This is a genomic window from Massilia sp. Masssp93 (assembly GCF_059491295.1).
This window is the reverse complement of the sequence record NZ_CP168502.1, coordinates 4,854,116-4,869,725: the sequence shown is the minus strand read 5'-3', so window position 1 is coordinate 4,869,725 and position 15,610 is coordinate 4,854,116. Positions and strand designations below refer to the sequence as shown.

Here is a 15,610-nt window from a genome sequence, read left to right as displayed (position 1 = left end):
TTAGCAGGTATCAAATTTCCATCGGCTAAGGTAACCAACAGCTTTTCGGGCAACCTTGATATAAAGTAATAATTGAACTGTGCTGTTGTCCCGATGGGTAGCAGCAGGACGACGAATGTCCGTCGTATGCGCCGATCTTGCTCAGCTCTATTAATCTCAAGGTGAGTCAACGCGCGGGTTCTAGATTTTTCCTTTGATTGCCAGCAAACAGCGCAAAACAAGGGAGAGGGCATGCGCAAGCACGTATCGACCGGAAGACTTATGGGAATGGACACCCGAACGCGGTCACTGTGGAGCGCATCGAAGTTGGCCCGGCCTTGAGGAAGAACCGCGTCAGCAAGCTGCATGGCCGGCCGTACCCGGTCCAGTTCCCGAACCAGGGCGCATCGGTGCCTGGAAGCAGGCACTCGGCAGCGGTCAGGAATGGACGCGGTACGCGCACATGGCGCGTCACGCGGCGGTAGTCGACGGGCTGCTGCGTGTCACAAGTACGGCACGGCAGGTAGAAGAGGGGACTGTCGCAGGAACAAAAAAAGGCGTCACGATCGCTCGTAACGCCTTGATTTGATACTGCCAATTCTTGGTAGGCCGTGCGGGGCTCGAACCTGCGACCAACGGATTAAAAGTCCGCTGCTCTACCAACTGAGCTAACGACCCGAAGAAGGCACGCATTATAGCGGCTCGGACGCCGTTCGCTAAGCGTTTTCTTGCGAATACAACACATCTTGCGCCATCAGCCGACTTCGTCGTGGCTTCGTCGTCAGCGCTTCGGCGGACGAACGGACGGGGTCGCGGCGGAGATCGCCAGGCTGCTCAGGACGAAGGCGGCGGCAAACGTGGCGGCAAACAGGGTCGACAGAGTACGCATGATGGCTCCCGGCGGTGGCGGATGAGAAATCCAGTTTCCGCATTGATACGACCAAGTATAGGTAGCGAAGGAGCGTATTTCATTGCTGTGCGGCAACGATGAGTTCGCAATGGAACACAAAGCGTCAAGGAAGCGGCCGCCGCGGCCGGCGCCTTGCAGGAACAGGCGGCGCAACTGGCGACGGTGGTGGCGCGGTTCCGCCTGGCCGACATGCCGCGCCGGCGCGGGCTGCTGCAAGCGGCATGATCGGATACCGGCCGCCGGTGGCGGCCGGAAAACAAAAACGCCAGCCCGAAGGCTGGCGTTTTCGTTGAATCTCTGGTAGGCCGTGCGGGGCTCGAACCTGCGACCAACGGATTAAAAGTCCGCTGCTCTACCAACTGAGCTAACGACCCGAAGAAGGCACGTATTATAGCGGGCCGATTTGATTTGCGCCAGAGGTAACGTAAATCGGGTGAGCGCTACGCCGCGACAGCGCCTAATGCGCTACCGTGGATTTCAGCACTTCCTCGGCCGTCGTTACGCCCTCGGCGACCTTGTAGGCGCCGGCGATGCGCAGCGGCTTCATGCCGTCGGCCACGCTTTGCTGGCGCAGCGCGGCCAGGTCGGTCCGTTCCTGCAGAAGCTGGGAGAACGCCTCGGTCACGGTGACGAGTTCGTACAGGCCGGTGCGGCCGCGGAAGCCCGTCTGGCGGCATTCCGGGCAGCCGATGGGGCGGTAGACGGTGGCCGGCTTCGGCAGGTTCCAGGCGCCGCCGAGTGCGCTCCAGACTTCGTCGGAGAGGTCGCCGTCCGGCGATTTGCAGTGCGGGCACAGCGTGCGCACGAGGCGCTGGGCCATGATGCCGATCAGGGTCGCTTCCAGCAGATAATAGGGCACGCCCAGTTCCAGCAGGCGCATGACGGCCGACGGCGCGTCGTTCGTGTGCAGCGTGGACAGCACGAGGTGGCCGGTCAGCGCGGCCTGGATCGCCATTTCGGCCGTCTCCAGGTCGCGGATCTCGCCGACCATGATGATGTCCGGATCCTGGCGCATCAGCGCGCGCACGCCGTCGGCGAACGACAGGTCGATGCCGGGCTGCACCTGCATCTGGTTGAACGAGGCCTCGACCATCTCGATCGGGTCTTCCACCGTGCACACATTGACTTCGCTCGTGGCGAGCGCTTTCAGGGTAGTGTACAAGGTCGTCGTCTTGCCCGAGCCGGTCGGGCCGGTGACGAGGATGATGCCGTGCGCGCGCCGCGTCAGCGCATCCCAGCGCGCCGCGTCGTCGGTCGGAAAACCCAGTTCCGGCAAGGTTTTCACGACGACTTCGGGGTCGAAGATACGCATCACGAGCTTCTCGCCGAACGCCGTCGGCATCGTCGACAGGCGCAGCTCGACTTCCTGGCCGTCGTTGGTGCGGGTCTTGATGCGGCCGTCCTGCGGGCGGCGCTTTTCGATCACGTCCATGCGGCCCAGCAGCTTGATGCGCGCCGTCATGGCGATCATCACGACCGCCGGCACCTGGTACACCTGGTGCAGCACGCCGTCGATGCGGAAGCGGACGACGCCTGCGTCGCGCTTGGGTTCGAGGTGGATGTCGGACGCGCGCTGCTCGAATGCGTAGCCCCACAGCCAGTCGACGATGTTGACGATGTGCTGGTCGTTGGCGTCGACCTGCTTGTTCGTCTTGCCCAGTTCGACGAGTTGTTCGAAGTTGTTGCGCAGCGCGAGGTCCTGGCCGCTGGACTTGTTGGCGTCGCGGATGGATTTCGCAAGGCTGAAGAATTGCGAGATGTATTGCGCGATGTCGAGCGGATTCGCGATCACGAGCTCGATGCGCCGGCGCGAGATGCGCGCGATCTCGTCCTGCCATTCGGTGCGGAACGGATCGGCCGTGGCGACGACCAGGGTGCCCGGCCCCAGTTCCACCGGCAGGATATTGAAGCGCGCCGCATAGCTGGCCGACATCACGTCGGCGACCTTCGTGAAGTCGATCTTGAGCGGGTCGATGCGGAAGAAGGGCAGGCCGACCTTGCCGGCGCACCATTCGCTGAGCACGTCCAGCGTCAGCAGTTTATGGGGCGGCTTCGCCGAGACGATCTTGCACTGCGCGACCGCCGTGAGCGGATGCATCGACCCGACCGCCGTTTTGAGGATGCTTTGCGCCTGGGCGAAATGCGGCTTGACGGTCGACTTCTCGACGATGCCGTCGTTCAGCAGCCACGAAAAAATTGTCTGCAGGTCGAGTGCTTTCGGTTTCTGCATGGTCAGAGGACGCTAGTTTTTGCCGGCCGCCGCGATGCCCTTGACCCACGACCTGGCGGGCAGCCTGGTCGCCGCCACGATCTGCGCGGCGCACGCGGCGAGGCGGTCCGGATCGAGGTCGGGCTTCGTCTTGAAGCACAGCGCGACGACGTTGCCCTCGTGGACTTCAGGCAGGCAGATCACGTGGGCAAACGCGAAGCGCATCGCCTTGATGTTTTTCGCGAAGCTCGGGTGGTCGCCGAACAGGTTGACCGTCATGATGCCGCGGTCCGTCAGGCAGGCGTCGCAGGCCTGGTAGAACTCGGGCGTGTCGAGCACGGGGCCGCGCGCCGTCGCGTCGTACAGGTCGCATTGCAGCACGTCGAGCGCGCCGTGGTTGGCCTCGTCGAGCACGAAGTCCAGCGCGTCCATCTCGAGCACGCGCAGGCGCCCGTCTTCCGGCGGCAGCTTGAACATCGAGGCGCAGATCGCGACGACGGACGGATTCAGTTCGACGGCCGTCACCCGCGCCTGCGGGAACTGGCGGTAGCAGAATTTGGTCAAAGTCGCTGCGCCGAGGCCGAGTTGGGCGATGGCCTGCGGCGCGTCGATGAAGAGCATCCAGGCCATCATCTGCTGGGCGTATTCGAGTTCCGGCCAGTCCGGCTTGCGGATGCGCATGGCGCCTTGCACCCATTCGGTACCGAAATGGAGGAAGCGCACACCGTCCTGCTCGGACAGGGTGACGGGCGCAAACCTGGGCTTGCGGGCGGGGCGGCGCGACGATTCGGCCTGTTCGATGGATTTACGTTTGATGAGCATAGGATGAGCGAAGGGAACATCCTATTATCGGGGGCGGGAATCCACAGCGCAAGAAGCGCTGTGGATGGCAGCAGACGCTGCGGAGGAAGCCGACGGCTCGGGGAAGGGGGGCGGTCCCCCGCGCCGGAAGAAGTGTTACTGGTACTGGTCCGGCTCGACCGACACGCGCAGGCGCACACGGTTGCCAGGGTCGCGGTTCATGACGGTCGTGTAGCTGTGGCCGCGGTAATCATAGGTCACGTCGTAGCCGTTGGTGCGCTCCTGGACGGAGTCGACGGTGCGGCAGCGCTGCACGGCCTGTTCCTGCACCTGCGGGGCGTAGTTGCGGCCGTTGTTGTCGACGTTGTCTCCGACCATGCCGCCGGCGATCGCGCCGGCCGCGGCGGCCGCCACCCTGCCGTTGCCGCCGCCGACCTGGCTGCCCAGCAGGGCGCCGGCGATGCCGCCGATGACCGTGCCGGCCTGGCTGCGCTGCTGCTGGACCGGGGCCTGGACATAGTCGGTACGGCATTCCTGGCGCGGCGTGCGCACCTGTTCGATGCGCGGCTGGACGCGCACCACGCGGCCGAAGTCTTCGAAATCGCCAGCCTGGGCTTGAGCCAGCGGCAGGGCGCACACGCCCAAGGCGGAAAGAATCAGTTTGGCTTTCAAGTTCATGGTCATACCTCGTTCTGGTGGTGCTGCGGATCTGTTGGCATATTGGTCAAAGGCGATTCGCCACACTTGAATCTTAGCGCTACTTGGTCTTCTATTACGATCCGTGTGGCAACAAAATGTAACAGCAGGTAGTCTCGTTAAACCGCGCGTTCAGAGGAGAAAAGCGTGGAAAAAGCGCCAACAATGGATGAAAAAACTCGTCTTTTTTTACAAATATGGCCGGCTCGTCCATATTCGGGTTGATTCGATTACCACAAAACGTTACCCTTAGGAGACTTAGGGTTTTATTGGCGCGTGGAAACGAGACCAGGAGAAAGCGAACAAGCCCGCCGCTTCCACAAACCACCGCGCGCTGGAGCAACAGAACCAGACTGGGTGACTTGAGGAAAAAATGAGTTTGTTGATGAGAGTACCGCCGAATCTTGTGCAGTCCATCCGCGCTTACCGTGCCCCGGAGCTGCAGAAGGAGGCGGTGCGCCTGGGTCATCACTTTCTCTATGCGCTGTGCACGAACGCGCTGACGAAGCAGCAGGTCTGCGCCCGCATCGGCGAGCAATTCTTTTTCCCCAAACCGTGCAGCAAGAATTTCGACGCGCTGCGCAACTGCCTCACCGAAGTCATTGCCGAGGCCGGACCACAACCCGGTTTCATCGCCGTGCTGGACCAATTGCCGAATACGCAAAAATTCGACAAGGAAGCGCGCGAAACCCTGCTCGACGTATTCCGCGACGCGGCCGAATTCTGGGCCGAGAAAAAAGTCCCGTTCCGCGTGTTTTATTCGTTCGAAGAGCCCCAATCGCTCCAATCCGTCGGATGGGTGGGCGCGCGCCCGTTCGAATAACGAGCGTTGTTGGCGCGGCCTGCCGCCATTCCCTTTCCTTGGGCCCACCCACCGGCTCGGGTTACAATGCGCGCTTATGAAAAATATCGTGATCCTTATTTCTGGCCGCGGCAGCAACATGGAAGCCATCGTGCGCGCACAGCAGGCCGAAGCCTGGCCGGCCCGCATCGCCGCCGTGATCAGCAATAAGCCGGATGCCATGGGCCTCGCATTTGCGCAGGCGCACGGCATTCCGACCGCCGTCGTCCCCAACAAGGAATTTTCGACCCGCGACGCGTTCGACGCCGCCCTGCAGGATACGATCGACCGGTTCGCACCGGACCTCGTCGTGCTGGCCGGCTTCATGCGCATCCTGACGGCGCCGTTCGTCGAACACTACGCGGGCCGCATGCTGAACATCCATCCGTCGCTGCTGCCGCTGTTCCCCGGACTGCACACGCACCGGCAGGCGCTGGACGCGGGCGTGGACGAGCACGGCGCGACCGTGCACTTCGTCACCGCCGAGCTGGACCACGGTCCGGCCGTGATCCAGGCCCGCATTCCCGTGCTGCCGGGCGACACGGAGGACAGCCTGGCCGAACGCCTGCTGGCCGAGGAGCACGTCATTTATCCGCAAGCGGTGCGCCTGTTCATCGAAGACAGGCTCAGCATCGAAGGCGGCGAGGTCCGGATCGCCGCGACCCCCTGACTTTATTCAAGGAACACCATGAGATTGCCACCCGCGATACTCGGCAATGCTGAAGAGGTATTGCGCGAGATCCTGCGCTTTATGTCCCCCGCCGACGTCACCCTGTCGCGCTACTTCAAGGACCATCCCCGCCTCGGCGGCCGTGAACGCGGCGCCATCGCCGAATGTGTCTATTCCGTCCTGCGCAACAAGTCCTTCTTTACCGATTTCGCCGGCACGGGCGCCACGATGCGCCGCCTCACGGTGCTGGGCATGGCGGAAGCGATCGGCGCCGACTCGCTGGGCGGCCTGACGGAAGACGAAACGGCCCTGCTGACGCGGATCAACGAGATCGACCGCAGCCTGCTGCCGCCGAAGAAACTGGCCAACCTGCCCGACTGGCTGTACGACAAGTTCGTCGCCCAGTACGGCGAGGAAGAGACGCAGGCCCTGGCCGCCGTGCTGAACACGCCGGCGCCGCTGGACCTGCGCGTGAATTCGCTGAAGTCCGACCGCGACAAGGTCATCGCCGAACTGGCGACGGCCCCGATCATCGCCGAGCCGACCCCGTATTCCGCACTGGGCCTGCGCATCAGGAAAAAGCCGACGCTGCAGAACCTGCCGCTGTTCAAGGAAGGCGCGATCGAAGTGCAGGACGAGGGCAGCCAGGTGCTGGCCCAGTTGCTGGGTGCGCGCCGCGGCGAGATGGTCGTCGACTTTTGCGCCGGCGCCGGCGGCAAGACGCTGGCCATCGGCGCGATCATGCGCAGTACCGGTCGCCTGTACGCCTTCGACGTGTCGGAAAAGCGTTTGACGAAGCTGAAGCCGCGCCTGGCGCGCAGCGGGCTGTCGAACGTGCACCCGGTCGTCATCGCGCACGAGCGCGACGCCAAGGTCAAGCGCCTGGCCGGCAAGATCGACCGCGTGCTCGTCGACGCGCCGTGCTCGGGCATGGGCACCCTGCGCCGCAATCCGGACGTCAAATGGCGCCAGCAGCCCGAGGGCATCGTCGAGCTGACGGAAAAGCAGGCGTCGATCCTGGACGGCGCCGCGCGCCTCGTGAAATTCGGCGGCCGCCTCGTCTATGCGACCTGCAGCCTGCTGAACGAAGAAAACGAGGGCATCGTGCAGGGGTTCCTCGCATCGCATCCGGATTTTGAACTGGTGCCGATGAACAAGGTCCTGGCTGAACAGCGCATTCCGCTGGAGATGGGCGACTACCTCAAAATGCTGCCGCACAAGCATGGCACCGACGGCTTCTTTGCCGCCGTGCTGGAGCGCAAGGCCGCGCCGCCCAAGGCCGTTGCGGAGGAATCCGACGACGCTGCCTCGGACTCCGTTTCGGAATAACCGGGGCCCATGCCGCTGACCAGCCTGATCGACGATCTGTTCGACGACCTGACCCGCCCCGGCATGCCGTGGCAGATCGGGGCGATCGTCGCCTGCATCCTGTTCGGCTGGCTCAGCGCGCAACTGGTGCGCATGTGGTGGCGCCGCCGCCGCGGCGAGGACGGCAGCCTGCTGCACACGGGCGTGGAAAGTTTTACGCGCGTCGTGGCGCCGCTGCTCGTCGTCGGCCTGCTGTACCTGGCACAGCTGCTGCTAATTAAAAGCCACTTCCACACGAATATCGTCAAAGTGGCGATCCCCGTGTTCTGGTCGCTTGCCGCGATCCGCCTCGTGTTCTACCTGCTGCGCCGCGTGTTCGCGCGCCGCGGTCAGCTGGGGCAGGCGCTCGTCACGTTCGAGAAGATCTTCGCGCTCGTCGCCTGGCTGGCCGTCGTGCTGTACATCACGGGGCTGTGGCCGGACATCTTCGATTTCCTCGACAGCTACAAGATCCAGTTCGGCCCCAAGAAATCGAGCAGCGTGACGTTGGCGGATATCCTGCAGGCCATCGCCTCCGTCGTCGTGGCGCTGGTGCTCGCGCTGTGGGCCGGCGCCGCGCTGGAAGAGCGCCTGATGGGCGTGCATGCCCTGCACAGCTCGCTGCGGGTGGCGCTGGCGCGCCTGAGCCGCGCATTGTTGATCGTCTCCGCGGTGCTGCTGAGCCTGAATCTGGTGGGCATCGACCTCACCGTGCTGTCCGTATTCGGCGGCGCGCTGGGCGTCGGCCTCGGTCTCGGTATGCAAAGGATCGCCAGCAACTACGTGTCCGGCTTCATCATCCTGCTCGAGCGCAGCCTCTCGATCGGCGACATGATCTCGGTCAGCACGTTCACCGGCAAAGTCACGCAGATCAACACGCGCTACACGGTGCTGCAGGGGCTGGACGGCGTGGAGACCGTGCTGCCGAACGAATTATTGATTTCCGGCCCGGTGCAGAACCAGTCGCTGACGACGCGGCGCGTGCGCGCCTCGACCAAGGTCACGCTCGCGTACGGCTCGGACCTGGACCAGGCGATGCCGCTGCTGGTCGCGCAGGCGGTCGGCACGCCGCGCGTGCTGGAGGACCCGGCGCCCGGCATATCGCTGTCGCGCTTCGGGCCGGACGGCTACGAGCTCGACCTCGGATTCTGGATCGCCGATCCGGAGAACGGGCAGGGCGGTGTCGTTTCGGAAATAAATAAGAAGATCTATTGCCTGGTGCAGTCCGGTACCGTCAAATTGGGCTTTCCGTCCGTTGATACCCGGCTCCTTGATTCCCATATAGCATCCGTTGTGGCGCGAATCACGCAGCCGGCGCAGAATTCTTAGACGGGCGCGCTTTGATTGCGTCAATACGTGCCGTGCGGCATAGGTTCCACGTTAAAATGCGTGTTTGCGTCATGCACCATTGCGTGACACTCTTGTCATAGCGACTGTTCCATAGAAAGAACGGCACGACCCTAGTCATCCTTAGTGGAGTATCGATGAATTTTCTCAGCAACATCCTGCACACCGGCCTGTCCTTCCTGGACGGCGGTCTGTTCGACCTGTCGGTCTGGCAGATGGTCGTGTACACGCTGGTCGTGACGCACATCACGATCGCCGGCGTGACGATTTACCTGCACCGCCACCAGGCGCACCGCGCGCTGGAACTGCATCCGATCGCGAGCCACTTCTTCCGCTTCTGGCTGTGGCTGACCACCGGCCAGGTGACCAAGGAATGGGCTGCCGTGCACCGCAAGCACCACGCCAAGTGCGAGACGGTGGAAGATCCGCACAGCCCGGTGACGCGCGGTATCAAGGAAGTGTTGCTGCGCGGCGCGGAGCTGTACCGTGTCGAAACGAAGAACCAGGAAACCCTCGACAAATACGGCCACGGTTGCCCGAACGACTGGATCGAGAACAAGCTGTACACGCGCTACAGCTGGCTCGGCGTGTCGATGCTGCTGCCGCTGAACGTCGCGATGTTCGGCGTGCTCGGCATCACGATCTGGGCCGTGCAGATGCTGTGGATCCCGATCACGGCGGCCGGCATCATCAACGGCATCGGCCACTATTGGGGCTACCGCAATTACGACTGCAACGATGCGGCCAGGAACATCGTGCCTTGGGGCATCATCATCGGCGGCGAAGAGCTGCACAACAATCACCACACCTTCGCGACGTCGGCCAAGCTGTCGAGCAAGTGGTACGAGTTCGACATCGGCTGGGCCTATATCCGCGCGATGGAAATGGTGGGCCTGGCCAAGGTCAAGAAGACCATTCCCAAGCCGAGGCTGCAGAAGAACAAGCTGGAAGCCGACTTCGACACCTTGCAGTCCGTCATCGCCAACCGTTACGACGTGATGGCGAAGTACGCCAAGTCCGTCAAGCACGCGTTCCGCGAGGAAGTCGAGCACCTGAAGCACAAGGCGGAGCTGGAATCGCGCTTCCTCAAGAGCTCGCGCAAGCTGATGCAGCGCGAACCGGCCAAGCTGCAGGCGCCGCAACAGGCCCAGCTGGTTGAGCTGTTCCAGCACAGCAAGGTCCTGGAAACGATGCACGAGATGCGCGTGGAACTGGGCGCGATCTGGGAACGCTCGCACTCGACCCGCGACCAGCTGCTGCACCAGCTGCAGGACTGGTGCGCCCGCGCCGAAGCGTCGGGTATCAAGTCGTTGCAAGAGTTTTCGATGCGCCTGCGCAGCTACGCGTAAGCATCAGGACGAGGCCGGCACGGCCGGCCCATCACGGACACCCCTCGCGCAGGGGTGTTTTCTTTTTGGCAGGCCGCGGCGGCCTTTGTGCTAGGTGGTGTGCCGTCCGGCCTCGGCCGGCGGGACATCGTCGGCGCCTTCCTGGGCCGTGGCGTGTTCGGCTTCCATGCTGTCGTCGATCGATTGGCGCTCTTCGAAGGCCAGCTCGGGCGGGTCCAGCATGTCCGCCAGCATGGCCGCGAGCTCGGGCGTATCCCACGGGATGCCGCTGCGTTCCTTGACGTGGATATAGTGCCGAATTTCACTGTCCTGTTCGGGCGTGAGCGGCAGGCCGCGGAAGGTATTGGTGGGGAGGGATTCTTTCATCATGCTCTCGATTCATCCGATTCATCCCGTTGCTGCACGTCGTCGCGATGGCATGGGATGGCACTGCCGGCCATTCGACTGTACGCGCATCCGTCGCCGGCAAGCGCACGGCAGCGTGTCGCGACGGTCAGCGGCAGGCGCCCTCGGATGGGTAGCCGCAGGCGATCAACGTGCCCACGTCCGGATTCGCCAGATAGTCCAGGTGCGCCGTCATCGGATTCTCGATCAATCCCAGCCAGGTCTTGTCGTTCGACACGAGCACGTCCGCCACGGCCACGTCCGGCGCCGCGTAACGGGCCGGCAGCAGCCGGTAGGACAGCAGGTCGTTCGGATCGGTCAACGCGACGACTGCCAGGCGCTGCAGGGCTTCCGTGCGGCGGTTGGGCTGGCGCCGGCGCAGATCCAGGAAGTGCTGCAGCGCATCCTGCACGGGAATCGCCCGCTGGCCGGCCGACTGCTCGGCCAGGCCGAGGATGGGCAACTGGTTGCCGGCCATGAACAGGAGGCCGAGCCGGCGCGCCGCCTGCTGGCCCAGCGCCCGGGTCTGCGGCTGCCACGATTCCAGCATGGCGCTCAAGGCGTCGAACAGCATCTTGCTGCCCAGGCTTTCCGCCACGATGACGAGGGGCGCCTCGCTGTCCGGATCGTTGTCGATCACGTGCGCCAGTGTCTCGACCATCGCATCGCGGATCGCGACGTGGCTCGCGCCTTCGTAGATGACGGCGTCGGACAGGCAATCGTTCAGCAGGTTGTCCTTGACGTAGCCGTTCAGCCAGGCGCGTTTGGGCTTGCATTCGCCGGCGCCGGTGCAATTGGTCGGCGCGCCCGTCATGTCGAAGTCGAGCCGGTGCTTCAGCCCGGCCGTCAGCGGCGACCACACGAGGGCGTGGAAGCGGACCGTGCCTCCCGCCAGCCGGCGCGTGCGCTCGACGACGGCGATGCGCGCGGGCGCGGCGAGCGTGACATCGGCGACGGCCGGCGCCGGCGCGTGGGCCTCGACGATCCCGGCGATGCGGTCGATCTGGCGCTCGGCCCAGGCGGTATCGTGGGTACACATGCCGTGGACGAGGATGACGTCGATGGGCCGCGCGCCGGCGATCGCGACGATGCCCGCGATGCCGGGAAAGGTCGCGCTGTCGCGTACGACGACGGGCGGGCGGTAGGGCGAGGCGCAGGCGGCAAGGAGGCCGAGGACGGGCAGGAGCGACAGTCGAAAGCGCCACATCATGCGTTTCTCCAGCGTGGGTAGACGCTCGACTATAGCGACGCGGGCGAGCAGATCAACTGACCCCAATCAATGGCTTAGAAAAACAAAAAGCCGCGCACTGTGAAGTGGGCGGCTTTTCTTGTGCAAAGAACCAGATTACTTGATCTTGGTTTCTTTGTAGACCACGTGCTTGCGAGCCTTCGGGTCGAATTTGGTGATTTCCATCTTCGCCGGCATCGTGCGCTTGTTCTTGGTCGTGGTGTAGAAGTGACCGGTACCTGCGGTCGATTCCAGTTTGATCTTGTCGCGGCCAGTTTTTGCCATGATGACTCCCTAATTAGATTTTCTCGCCGCGGGCGCGCATGTCGGCCAGCACAGCGTCGATGCCGAGCTTGTCGATGACGCGCAGGCCGGCGTTCGAAATACGCAGGGAGACCCAGCGGTTTTCGGATTCTACGAAGATGCGGCGGTTCTGCAGGTTCGGCAGAAAACGACGCTTGGTTTTGTTGTTGGCGTGGGAGACGTTGTTGCCAACCATCGGACCCTTGCCAGTAACTTGGCAAACACGTGCCATAGCGCACTCCTTGAATAAACTTCCACAATCGGAAAAACGAGAGTATAGCTTGAAAACCGTCGCGTAATCAACAACTTGCGGAAAAAAATTGTTTCTAGATAAATCGCAGAAATTTAACAATCGTAAATTTTCGCAATGTTTGCGTCGTAAGCCCCTGTTTTCACACCGTTATTCTCCGGTTGCCTGGGCTGCGGCCGTGCGTCCGATATGCGCCACGAGTGCGCGCAGCGCGGCCGCGATGGGCGCCGCGAAGCGGGGAATGTCCGCGATCCGTGCCGGATCGGTGCCGGAACCGATGACGGGAACGCGCAGGCAGGCGTCGAGGACGAGGTCGGCCGACATCGTGCGCAGCGTTTCCTTCAGCGCCTCGTCGGCGTGGAACGATTGATACGACGGATTGAGCACGGCGACGGGCTTGTGCGCGAACGGCGCGTGGCCGACCACCCAGTCGAGCGTGTTCTTGATGGTGCCCGTGACGCCGTGCGCATACTCGGGGCTGGCGATGAGGAGGGCGTCGGCCGCCGTGATCGCTTCCTGCAGGGCGAGCACGCCGGACGGCACGTCGGTGCGCTCGGGATTGAACAGCGGGAAATCCTTGTGCTGCTCGAAGAGGTCGATGGCGACGCCGGCCGGGGCGAGCTCGCGGCAGGCGCGCAGCACGCCGGCACTCATCGAATGGGCGCGCTGGCTGCCGCAGAGGGCAAGGATGCGTAGGGTCATTTGCTCAACTGTCATGATCAAAACGCCATCCTAGCAGTTCCGGCGCTGGCGCCGAACTCGGCGCTTTCCGTACTGGCCTGATGTTCTTGATACAGGAATTTGCGCGAACTCTATAACTTGGATTATGGGTTGAGGAATAGTGACGTGCCTGCAGCACGGCAGTATGTGGCCAGCTCGGCGCGCTCCATTCCGTAAACCTCGGCTTCGAATACCGGAGACAACCATGAAAGCGCTTATCGTCATCGGTGATAAAACGAATCATGGCGGCACCGTCATCACTTGCTCGCAACTCTCCTCGACGGAGGGGAAGGGCTGGGCGCGGGTCGGTGACATGGTTTCGTGCCCGCGCTGCAAGGGAATCTTTCCCATCGCTCAGGGCGACAACGGGTTTCGTACGGAAGGCCGTGCGGTGGCCTACGACGGATGCAAAACCGCCTGTGGTGCCGTACTCATCTCCAGTCAGACGCTTAGCCGGACAGGACCGGTCGATACCGCTGCGCCGGCAGCCGTGGACGGCGTCTCATCCGCTCATCTGATGGCAGGGTTTGGGCTCATTTCCAGTACGCTTGCCGGCTGCTACCAGGATGAACCCGTGGGCACCGGAAAGGAACGCTTCCAAGGCCGGTTCCAGCTGGTCGACGCCACTACGGGCGAGCCGGTGCGTAGCCAGGCTGTGCGTGTACGCTCGACTGGTGGTCAGTCTCTCAAGGGCACGACCGACAAAAACGGCTACACCGAATGGGTGGTGCGGGACGTGCGCGAAGCCTTGGCATTTGACCTGTTGCAGGACGGCGATGCATGACGGGACCGGCGAATGGCCCGCCTTCAGGCAAGCCGCCGCTGGCCGTCGGCGACATGTCCCCGGGGGGCTCTACGACCGTCGTGCGCATCAACAAGCCCAGGCTCGATTACGCCGACAAGAAGGTCCTCTGCTCCGCGATGTGCCAGTGCCAAACCCAGCCCAATATCGGGAAGGATGGCCGCTCGCTGAAGCAGGAGTGCGTGTCCAGCCGGCTGAAGGCGCTCGACACCGCGCTCGGACACACGAGTCCGTACAAGGCCGAGTACACCTACGACATGACGAAGCGTCCCCCCGAACCCTTCCTGGACAAGGTCATCGAGACCAAGGGGCGTGACCTGTGGCCCGGTTGGACGAAGACACTTTGGCCGAAAGACCCGACCCGGCCGCAGCCGTACAAGGCCGGCCGGGGCTACACCCGTCGGCCGGACGTGGTCATCGTCAAGGACCCGGCCAGACCGCCCACGCAGGACAATATCAAGCAGGTGGTCGAGATGAAGTTCCCAGGCGATACGTATGGAGCCGGGCAGCTCGTGGACTATAGACTCATCGCCGGCGACCAACAGAAGCTGGTGCCGCTGGAACTCTGGGACTGCGATTGCAACAAGACCGAGCCGGAGAAGTCGAAAATACCGGTCGAACAGCTCGGCCCCGCAGCGGCAATTCTTGGAATAATCTACACGGCGGTGACAAAACGACCGCCACCTGGCGGTGTGCCGGCATATTAAGGACAGAACATGACAGATTTGCCGTTCGACCCGCTCGAGCTGATGCGGACCCATCCAGAAGCCTTGAACGTGCCGGGGGGCATGCTGACCACGCATGGGCCGCAGGACTATATCGGTTGCGTGCCGGCCATCGCGGGAACGCTGTTCTTCGCCGACGCCCATTTGCCTGCTGTCCGCGAAACCATCTGCGCATGCTTCGACGAGTACCAGCGGGTCGTCAGGCCGGCGCTGACCTGGCTCTTCCGGGAAGAGCCGCCCGAGGGACCCAGCAAACAGGCCGTCTCGAGGGCCAAACCGCTCATGGCCATGCTCGCCCGGATGGACGAGGACGACTTGGTGAGCTTTCACTACACCAGCGGCAAACAGGCGCACGACGCCGGCCCGTGGGAGTTTCAAGTTTCGGGCGTACAGGCCTGGCGGGTCAAGATGGGCGGCTGGGGCCTCTGCGCCCTGCGGTTCAGCGTCCCGCTCCTGTTCGTCGAGCAGCACTCCGGGGCCTTCGTGCAGCTGTTCATCGACTGCGCCCGCCGCCTGCGTGCGGCACACGGGTACGCCGGGCACAGCCTCGTGCTATCGGCCTTGCGCTTTCTCGAGAACCAGGCGTTCGAAGCATTCCTGGCGACGAAACTGCGTGGGTTCGAGGCCGGCAATCTGGTTGCGGGCGCGGCCAATGCGCACATGGGCATCAAGACTGTCAGCTGGCTCACCGCCATCAACCGTGATTACCTGGAGAAGATCGGCGGCGAGCCAGTGGTGCGGTCGGAGTTGCCCATGGACTGGTTCCGTCTGTTCGACTACGAGGCGGGTGTCGTCATCCAGGCCGGGCCGCGTCCCGAGGCGGCGCCGGTGGACGCGCCGCTGCCGGCGCGGCTGGTGCTTCCGGATATGCTCCTGCGGCCCGTCCGGATGCCGACTGTCCACCTGCAGTACGCATCGGCCGGGAGCGAGCCCCGCCTGATTGGCGAAGCCGCGGCGCAATGGCTGACACGACTCGACGTCCCGCCCGACCGACTGATGGCATACAAGGCCAAGCTGCTGGATGAGCCGAAGCTGGATTCGCGATAGCA

Annotated in this window: 16 protein-coding genes and 2 tRNA genes; 8 read left to right on the top strand and 10 right to left on the bottom strand. The window is 63.4% G+C overall.

Going from position 1 to position 15,610, the window contains the following annotated elements; all coding sequences use genetic code 11:
• Positions 1-581: 581 nt before the first annotated feature.
• The 5 genes from ACEN9Q_RS20150 to ACEN9Q_RS20130 form a co-directional block, all read right to left on the bottom strand.
• A tRNA-Lys gene (locus ACEN9Q_RS20150) sits at positions 582-657 on the bottom strand.
• A 530-nt stretch (positions 658-1,187) separates the two neighbouring features.
• Positions 1,188-1,263, bottom strand: a tRNA-Lys gene (locus tag ACEN9Q_RS20145).
• 83 nt (positions 1,264-1,346) lie between these two features.
• Positions 1,347-3,119 carry a type IV pilus assembly ATPase TfpB gene (gene tfpB, locus ACEN9Q_RS20140; protein ID WP_495625783.1) on the bottom strand — a complete coding sequence of 591 codons (1,773 nt, stop codon included), beginning with the start codon at positions 3,117-3,119 and terminating at the stop codon, positions 1,347-1,349.
• Between the two features lie 12 nt (positions 3,120-3,131).
• Entirely contained in the window at positions 3,132-3,920 is a 789-nt protein-coding gene (locus ACEN9Q_RS20135; protein ID WP_495625782.1) for a class I SAM-dependent methyltransferase, read from the bottom strand.
• Positions 3,921-4,055: 135 nt separating this feature from the next.
• The gene (locus tag ACEN9Q_RS20130; protein ID WP_056443864.1) at positions 4,056-4,577 is read right to left on the bottom strand and encodes a glycine zipper 2TM domain-containing protein; all 522 of its coding nucleotides are present in this window, start codon (positions 4,575-4,577) and stop codon (positions 4,056-4,058) included.
• Between the two features lie 391 nt (positions 4,578-4,968).
• Here ACEN9Q_RS20130 and ACEN9Q_RS20125 point away from each other — a divergent pair, with 391 nt between their 5' ends.
• From ACEN9Q_RS20125 to ACEN9Q_RS20105, 5 genes are all read left to right on the top strand, one after another.
• Positions 4,969-5,418, top strand: a complete 450-nt coding sequence (locus ACEN9Q_RS20125) for a barstar family protein (protein ID WP_056443862.1) — start codon at positions 4,969-4,971, stop codon at positions 5,416-5,418.
• Positions 5,419-5,494: 76 nt separating this feature from the next.
• Complete coding sequence (gene purN, locus ACEN9Q_RS20120; RefSeq protein WP_495625781.1) at positions 5,495-6,106, top strand: phosphoribosylglycinamide formyltransferase; 612 nt, start codon at positions 5,495-5,497, stop codon at positions 6,104-6,106.
• A gap of 18 nt (positions 6,107-6,124) precedes the next feature.
• Positions 6,125-7,435 (top strand): RsmB/NOP family class I SAM-dependent RNA methyltransferase, encoded by a 1,311-nt coding sequence (locus ACEN9Q_RS20115; RefSeq protein WP_495625780.1) that lies wholly within the window; start codon positions 6,125-6,127, stop codon positions 7,433-7,435.
• 9 nt (positions 7,436-7,444) lie between these two features.
• Positions 7,445-8,782 carry a mechanosensitive ion channel family protein gene (locus ACEN9Q_RS20110; RefSeq protein ID WP_495625779.1) on the top strand — a complete coding sequence of 446 codons (1,338 nt, stop codon included), beginning with the start codon at positions 7,445-7,447 and terminating at the stop codon, positions 8,780-8,782.
• A gap of 155 nt (positions 8,783-8,937) precedes the next feature.
• Positions 8,938-10,149, top strand: a complete 1,212-nt coding sequence (locus tag ACEN9Q_RS20105) for a DesA family fatty acid desaturase (RefSeq protein ID WP_495625778.1) — start codon at positions 8,938-8,940, stop codon at positions 10,147-10,149.
• A gap of 90 nt (positions 10,150-10,239) precedes the next feature.
• Here ACEN9Q_RS20105 and ACEN9Q_RS20100 read toward each other — a convergent pair whose 3' ends face one another.
• The 5 genes from ACEN9Q_RS20100 to ACEN9Q_RS20080 all read right to left on the bottom strand — a co-directional run bounded on the left by ACEN9Q_RS20100 (position 10,240) and on the right by ACEN9Q_RS20080 (position 13,016).
• Positions 10,240-10,518: a hypothetical protein gene (locus tag ACEN9Q_RS20100; RefSeq protein WP_495625777.1), complete on the bottom strand. Its 279-nt coding sequence runs from the start codon at positions 10,516-10,518 to the stop codon at positions 10,240-10,242.
• A 124-nt stretch (positions 10,519-10,642) separates the two neighbouring features.
• Positions 10,643-11,743 carry a hypothetical protein gene (locus ACEN9Q_RS20095; RefSeq protein ID WP_495625776.1) on the bottom strand — a complete coding sequence of 367 codons (1,101 nt, stop codon included), beginning with the start codon at positions 11,741-11,743 and terminating at the stop codon, positions 10,643-10,645.
• Positions 11,744-11,878: 135 nt separating this feature from the next.
• The gene (gene rpmG / locus ACEN9Q_RS20090) at positions 11,879-12,046 is read right to left on the bottom strand and encodes a 50S ribosomal protein L33 (protein ID WP_029755886.1); all 168 of its coding nucleotides are present in this window, start codon (positions 12,044-12,046) and stop codon (positions 11,879-11,881) included.
• 13 nt (positions 12,047-12,059) lie between these two features.
• Entirely contained in the window at positions 12,060-12,296 is a 237-nt protein-coding gene (gene rpmB, locus ACEN9Q_RS20085) for a 50S ribosomal protein L28 (protein ID WP_025511730.1), read from the bottom strand.
• A 168-nt stretch (positions 12,297-12,464) separates the two neighbouring features.
• Positions 12,465-13,016 (bottom strand): NADPH-dependent FMN reductase, encoded by a 552-nt coding sequence (locus tag ACEN9Q_RS20080; RefSeq protein ID WP_229412743.1) that lies wholly within the window; start codon positions 13,014-13,016, stop codon positions 12,465-12,467.
• A 223-nt stretch (positions 13,017-13,239) separates the two neighbouring features.
• Here ACEN9Q_RS20080 and ACEN9Q_RS20075 point away from each other — a divergent pair, with 223 nt between their 5' ends.
• Genes ACEN9Q_RS20075 through ACEN9Q_RS20065 form a run of 3 tightly spaced genes read left to right on the top strand, consistent with a single transcriptional unit; the run spans position 13,240 to position 15,608 of the window.
• Positions 13,240-13,818, top strand: coding sequence for a PAAR domain-containing protein (locus tag ACEN9Q_RS20075; protein WP_495625775.1), 579 nt, complete (start codon positions 13,240-13,242; stop codon positions 13,816-13,818).
• Positions 13,815-14,543: a VRR-NUC domain-containing protein gene (locus tag ACEN9Q_RS20070; protein ID WP_056443839.1), complete on the top strand. Its 729-nt coding sequence runs from the start codon at positions 13,815-13,817 to the stop codon at positions 14,541-14,543. The genes ACEN9Q_RS20075 and ACEN9Q_RS20070 overlap by 4 nt, the downstream gene beginning before the upstream one ends.
• A 9-nt stretch (positions 14,544-14,552) precedes the next feature.
• On the top strand, positions 14,553-15,608 hold the full coding sequence (locus tag ACEN9Q_RS20065) for a type VI immunity family protein (RefSeq protein WP_495625774.1): 1,056 nt from the start codon (positions 14,553-14,555) through the stop codon (positions 15,606-15,608).
• Positions 15,609-15,610 lie beyond the last annotated feature (2 nt).

Bases quoted from the DNA above. Each gene is read 5' to 3' on its own strand.
- tfpB (WP_495625783.1), bottom strand. From the start codon at position 3,119: ATGCAGAAACCGAAAGCACTCGACCTGCAGACAATTTTTTCGTGGCTG.
- ACEN9Q_RS20135 (WP_495625782.1), bottom strand. From the start codon at position 3,920: ATGCTCATCAAACGTAAATCCATCGAACAGGCCGAATCGTCGCGCCGC.
- ACEN9Q_RS20130 (WP_056443864.1), bottom strand. From the start codon at position 4,577: ATGAACTTGAAAGCCAAACTGATTCTTTCCGCCTTGGGCGTGTGCGCC.
- ACEN9Q_RS20125 (WP_056443862.1), top strand. From the start codon at position 4,969: ATGAGTTTGTTGATGAGAGTACCGCCGAATCTTGTGCAGTCCATCCGC.
- purN (WP_495625781.1), top strand. From the start codon at position 5,495: ATGAAAAATATCGTGATCCTTATTTCTGGCCGCGGCAGCAACATGGAA.
- ACEN9Q_RS20115 (WP_495625780.1), top strand. From the start codon at position 6,125: ATGAGATTGCCACCCGCGATACTCGGCAATGCTGAAGAGGTATTGCGC.
- ACEN9Q_RS20110 (WP_495625779.1), top strand. From the start codon at position 7,445: ATGCCGCTGACCAGCCTGATCGACGATCTGTTCGACGACCTGACCCGC.
- ACEN9Q_RS20105 (WP_495625778.1), top strand. From the start codon at position 8,938: ATGAATTTTCTCAGCAACATCCTGCACACCGGCCTGTCCTTCCTGGAC.
- ACEN9Q_RS20100 (WP_495625777.1), bottom strand. From the start codon at position 10,518: ATGATGAAAGAATCCCTCCCCACCAATACCTTCCGCGGCCTGCCGCTC.
- ACEN9Q_RS20095 (WP_495625776.1), bottom strand. From the start codon at position 11,743: ATGATGTGGCGCTTTCGACTGTCGCTCCTGCCCGTCCTCGGCCTCCTT.
- rpmG (WP_029755886.1), bottom strand. From the start codon at position 12,046: ATGGCAAAAACTGGCCGCGACAAGATCAAACTGGAATCGACCGCAGGT.
- rpmB (WP_025511730.1), bottom strand. From the start codon at position 12,296: ATGGCACGTGTTTGCCAAGTTACTGGCAAGGGTCCGATGGTTGGCAAC.
- ACEN9Q_RS20080 (WP_229412743.1), bottom strand. From the start codon at position 13,016: ATGACCCTACGCATCCTTGCCCTCTGCGGCAGCCAGCGCGCCCATTCG.
- ACEN9Q_RS20075 (WP_495625775.1), top strand. From the start codon at position 13,240: ATGAAAGCGCTTATCGTCATCGGTGATAAAACGAATCATGGCGGCACC.
- ACEN9Q_RS20070 (WP_056443839.1), top strand. From the start codon at position 13,815: ATGACGGGACCGGCGAATGGCCCGCCTTCAGGCAAGCCGCCGCTGGCC.
- ACEN9Q_RS20065 (WP_495625774.1), top strand. From the start codon at position 14,553: ATGACAGATTTGCCGTTCGACCCGCTCGAGCTGATGCGGACCCATCCA.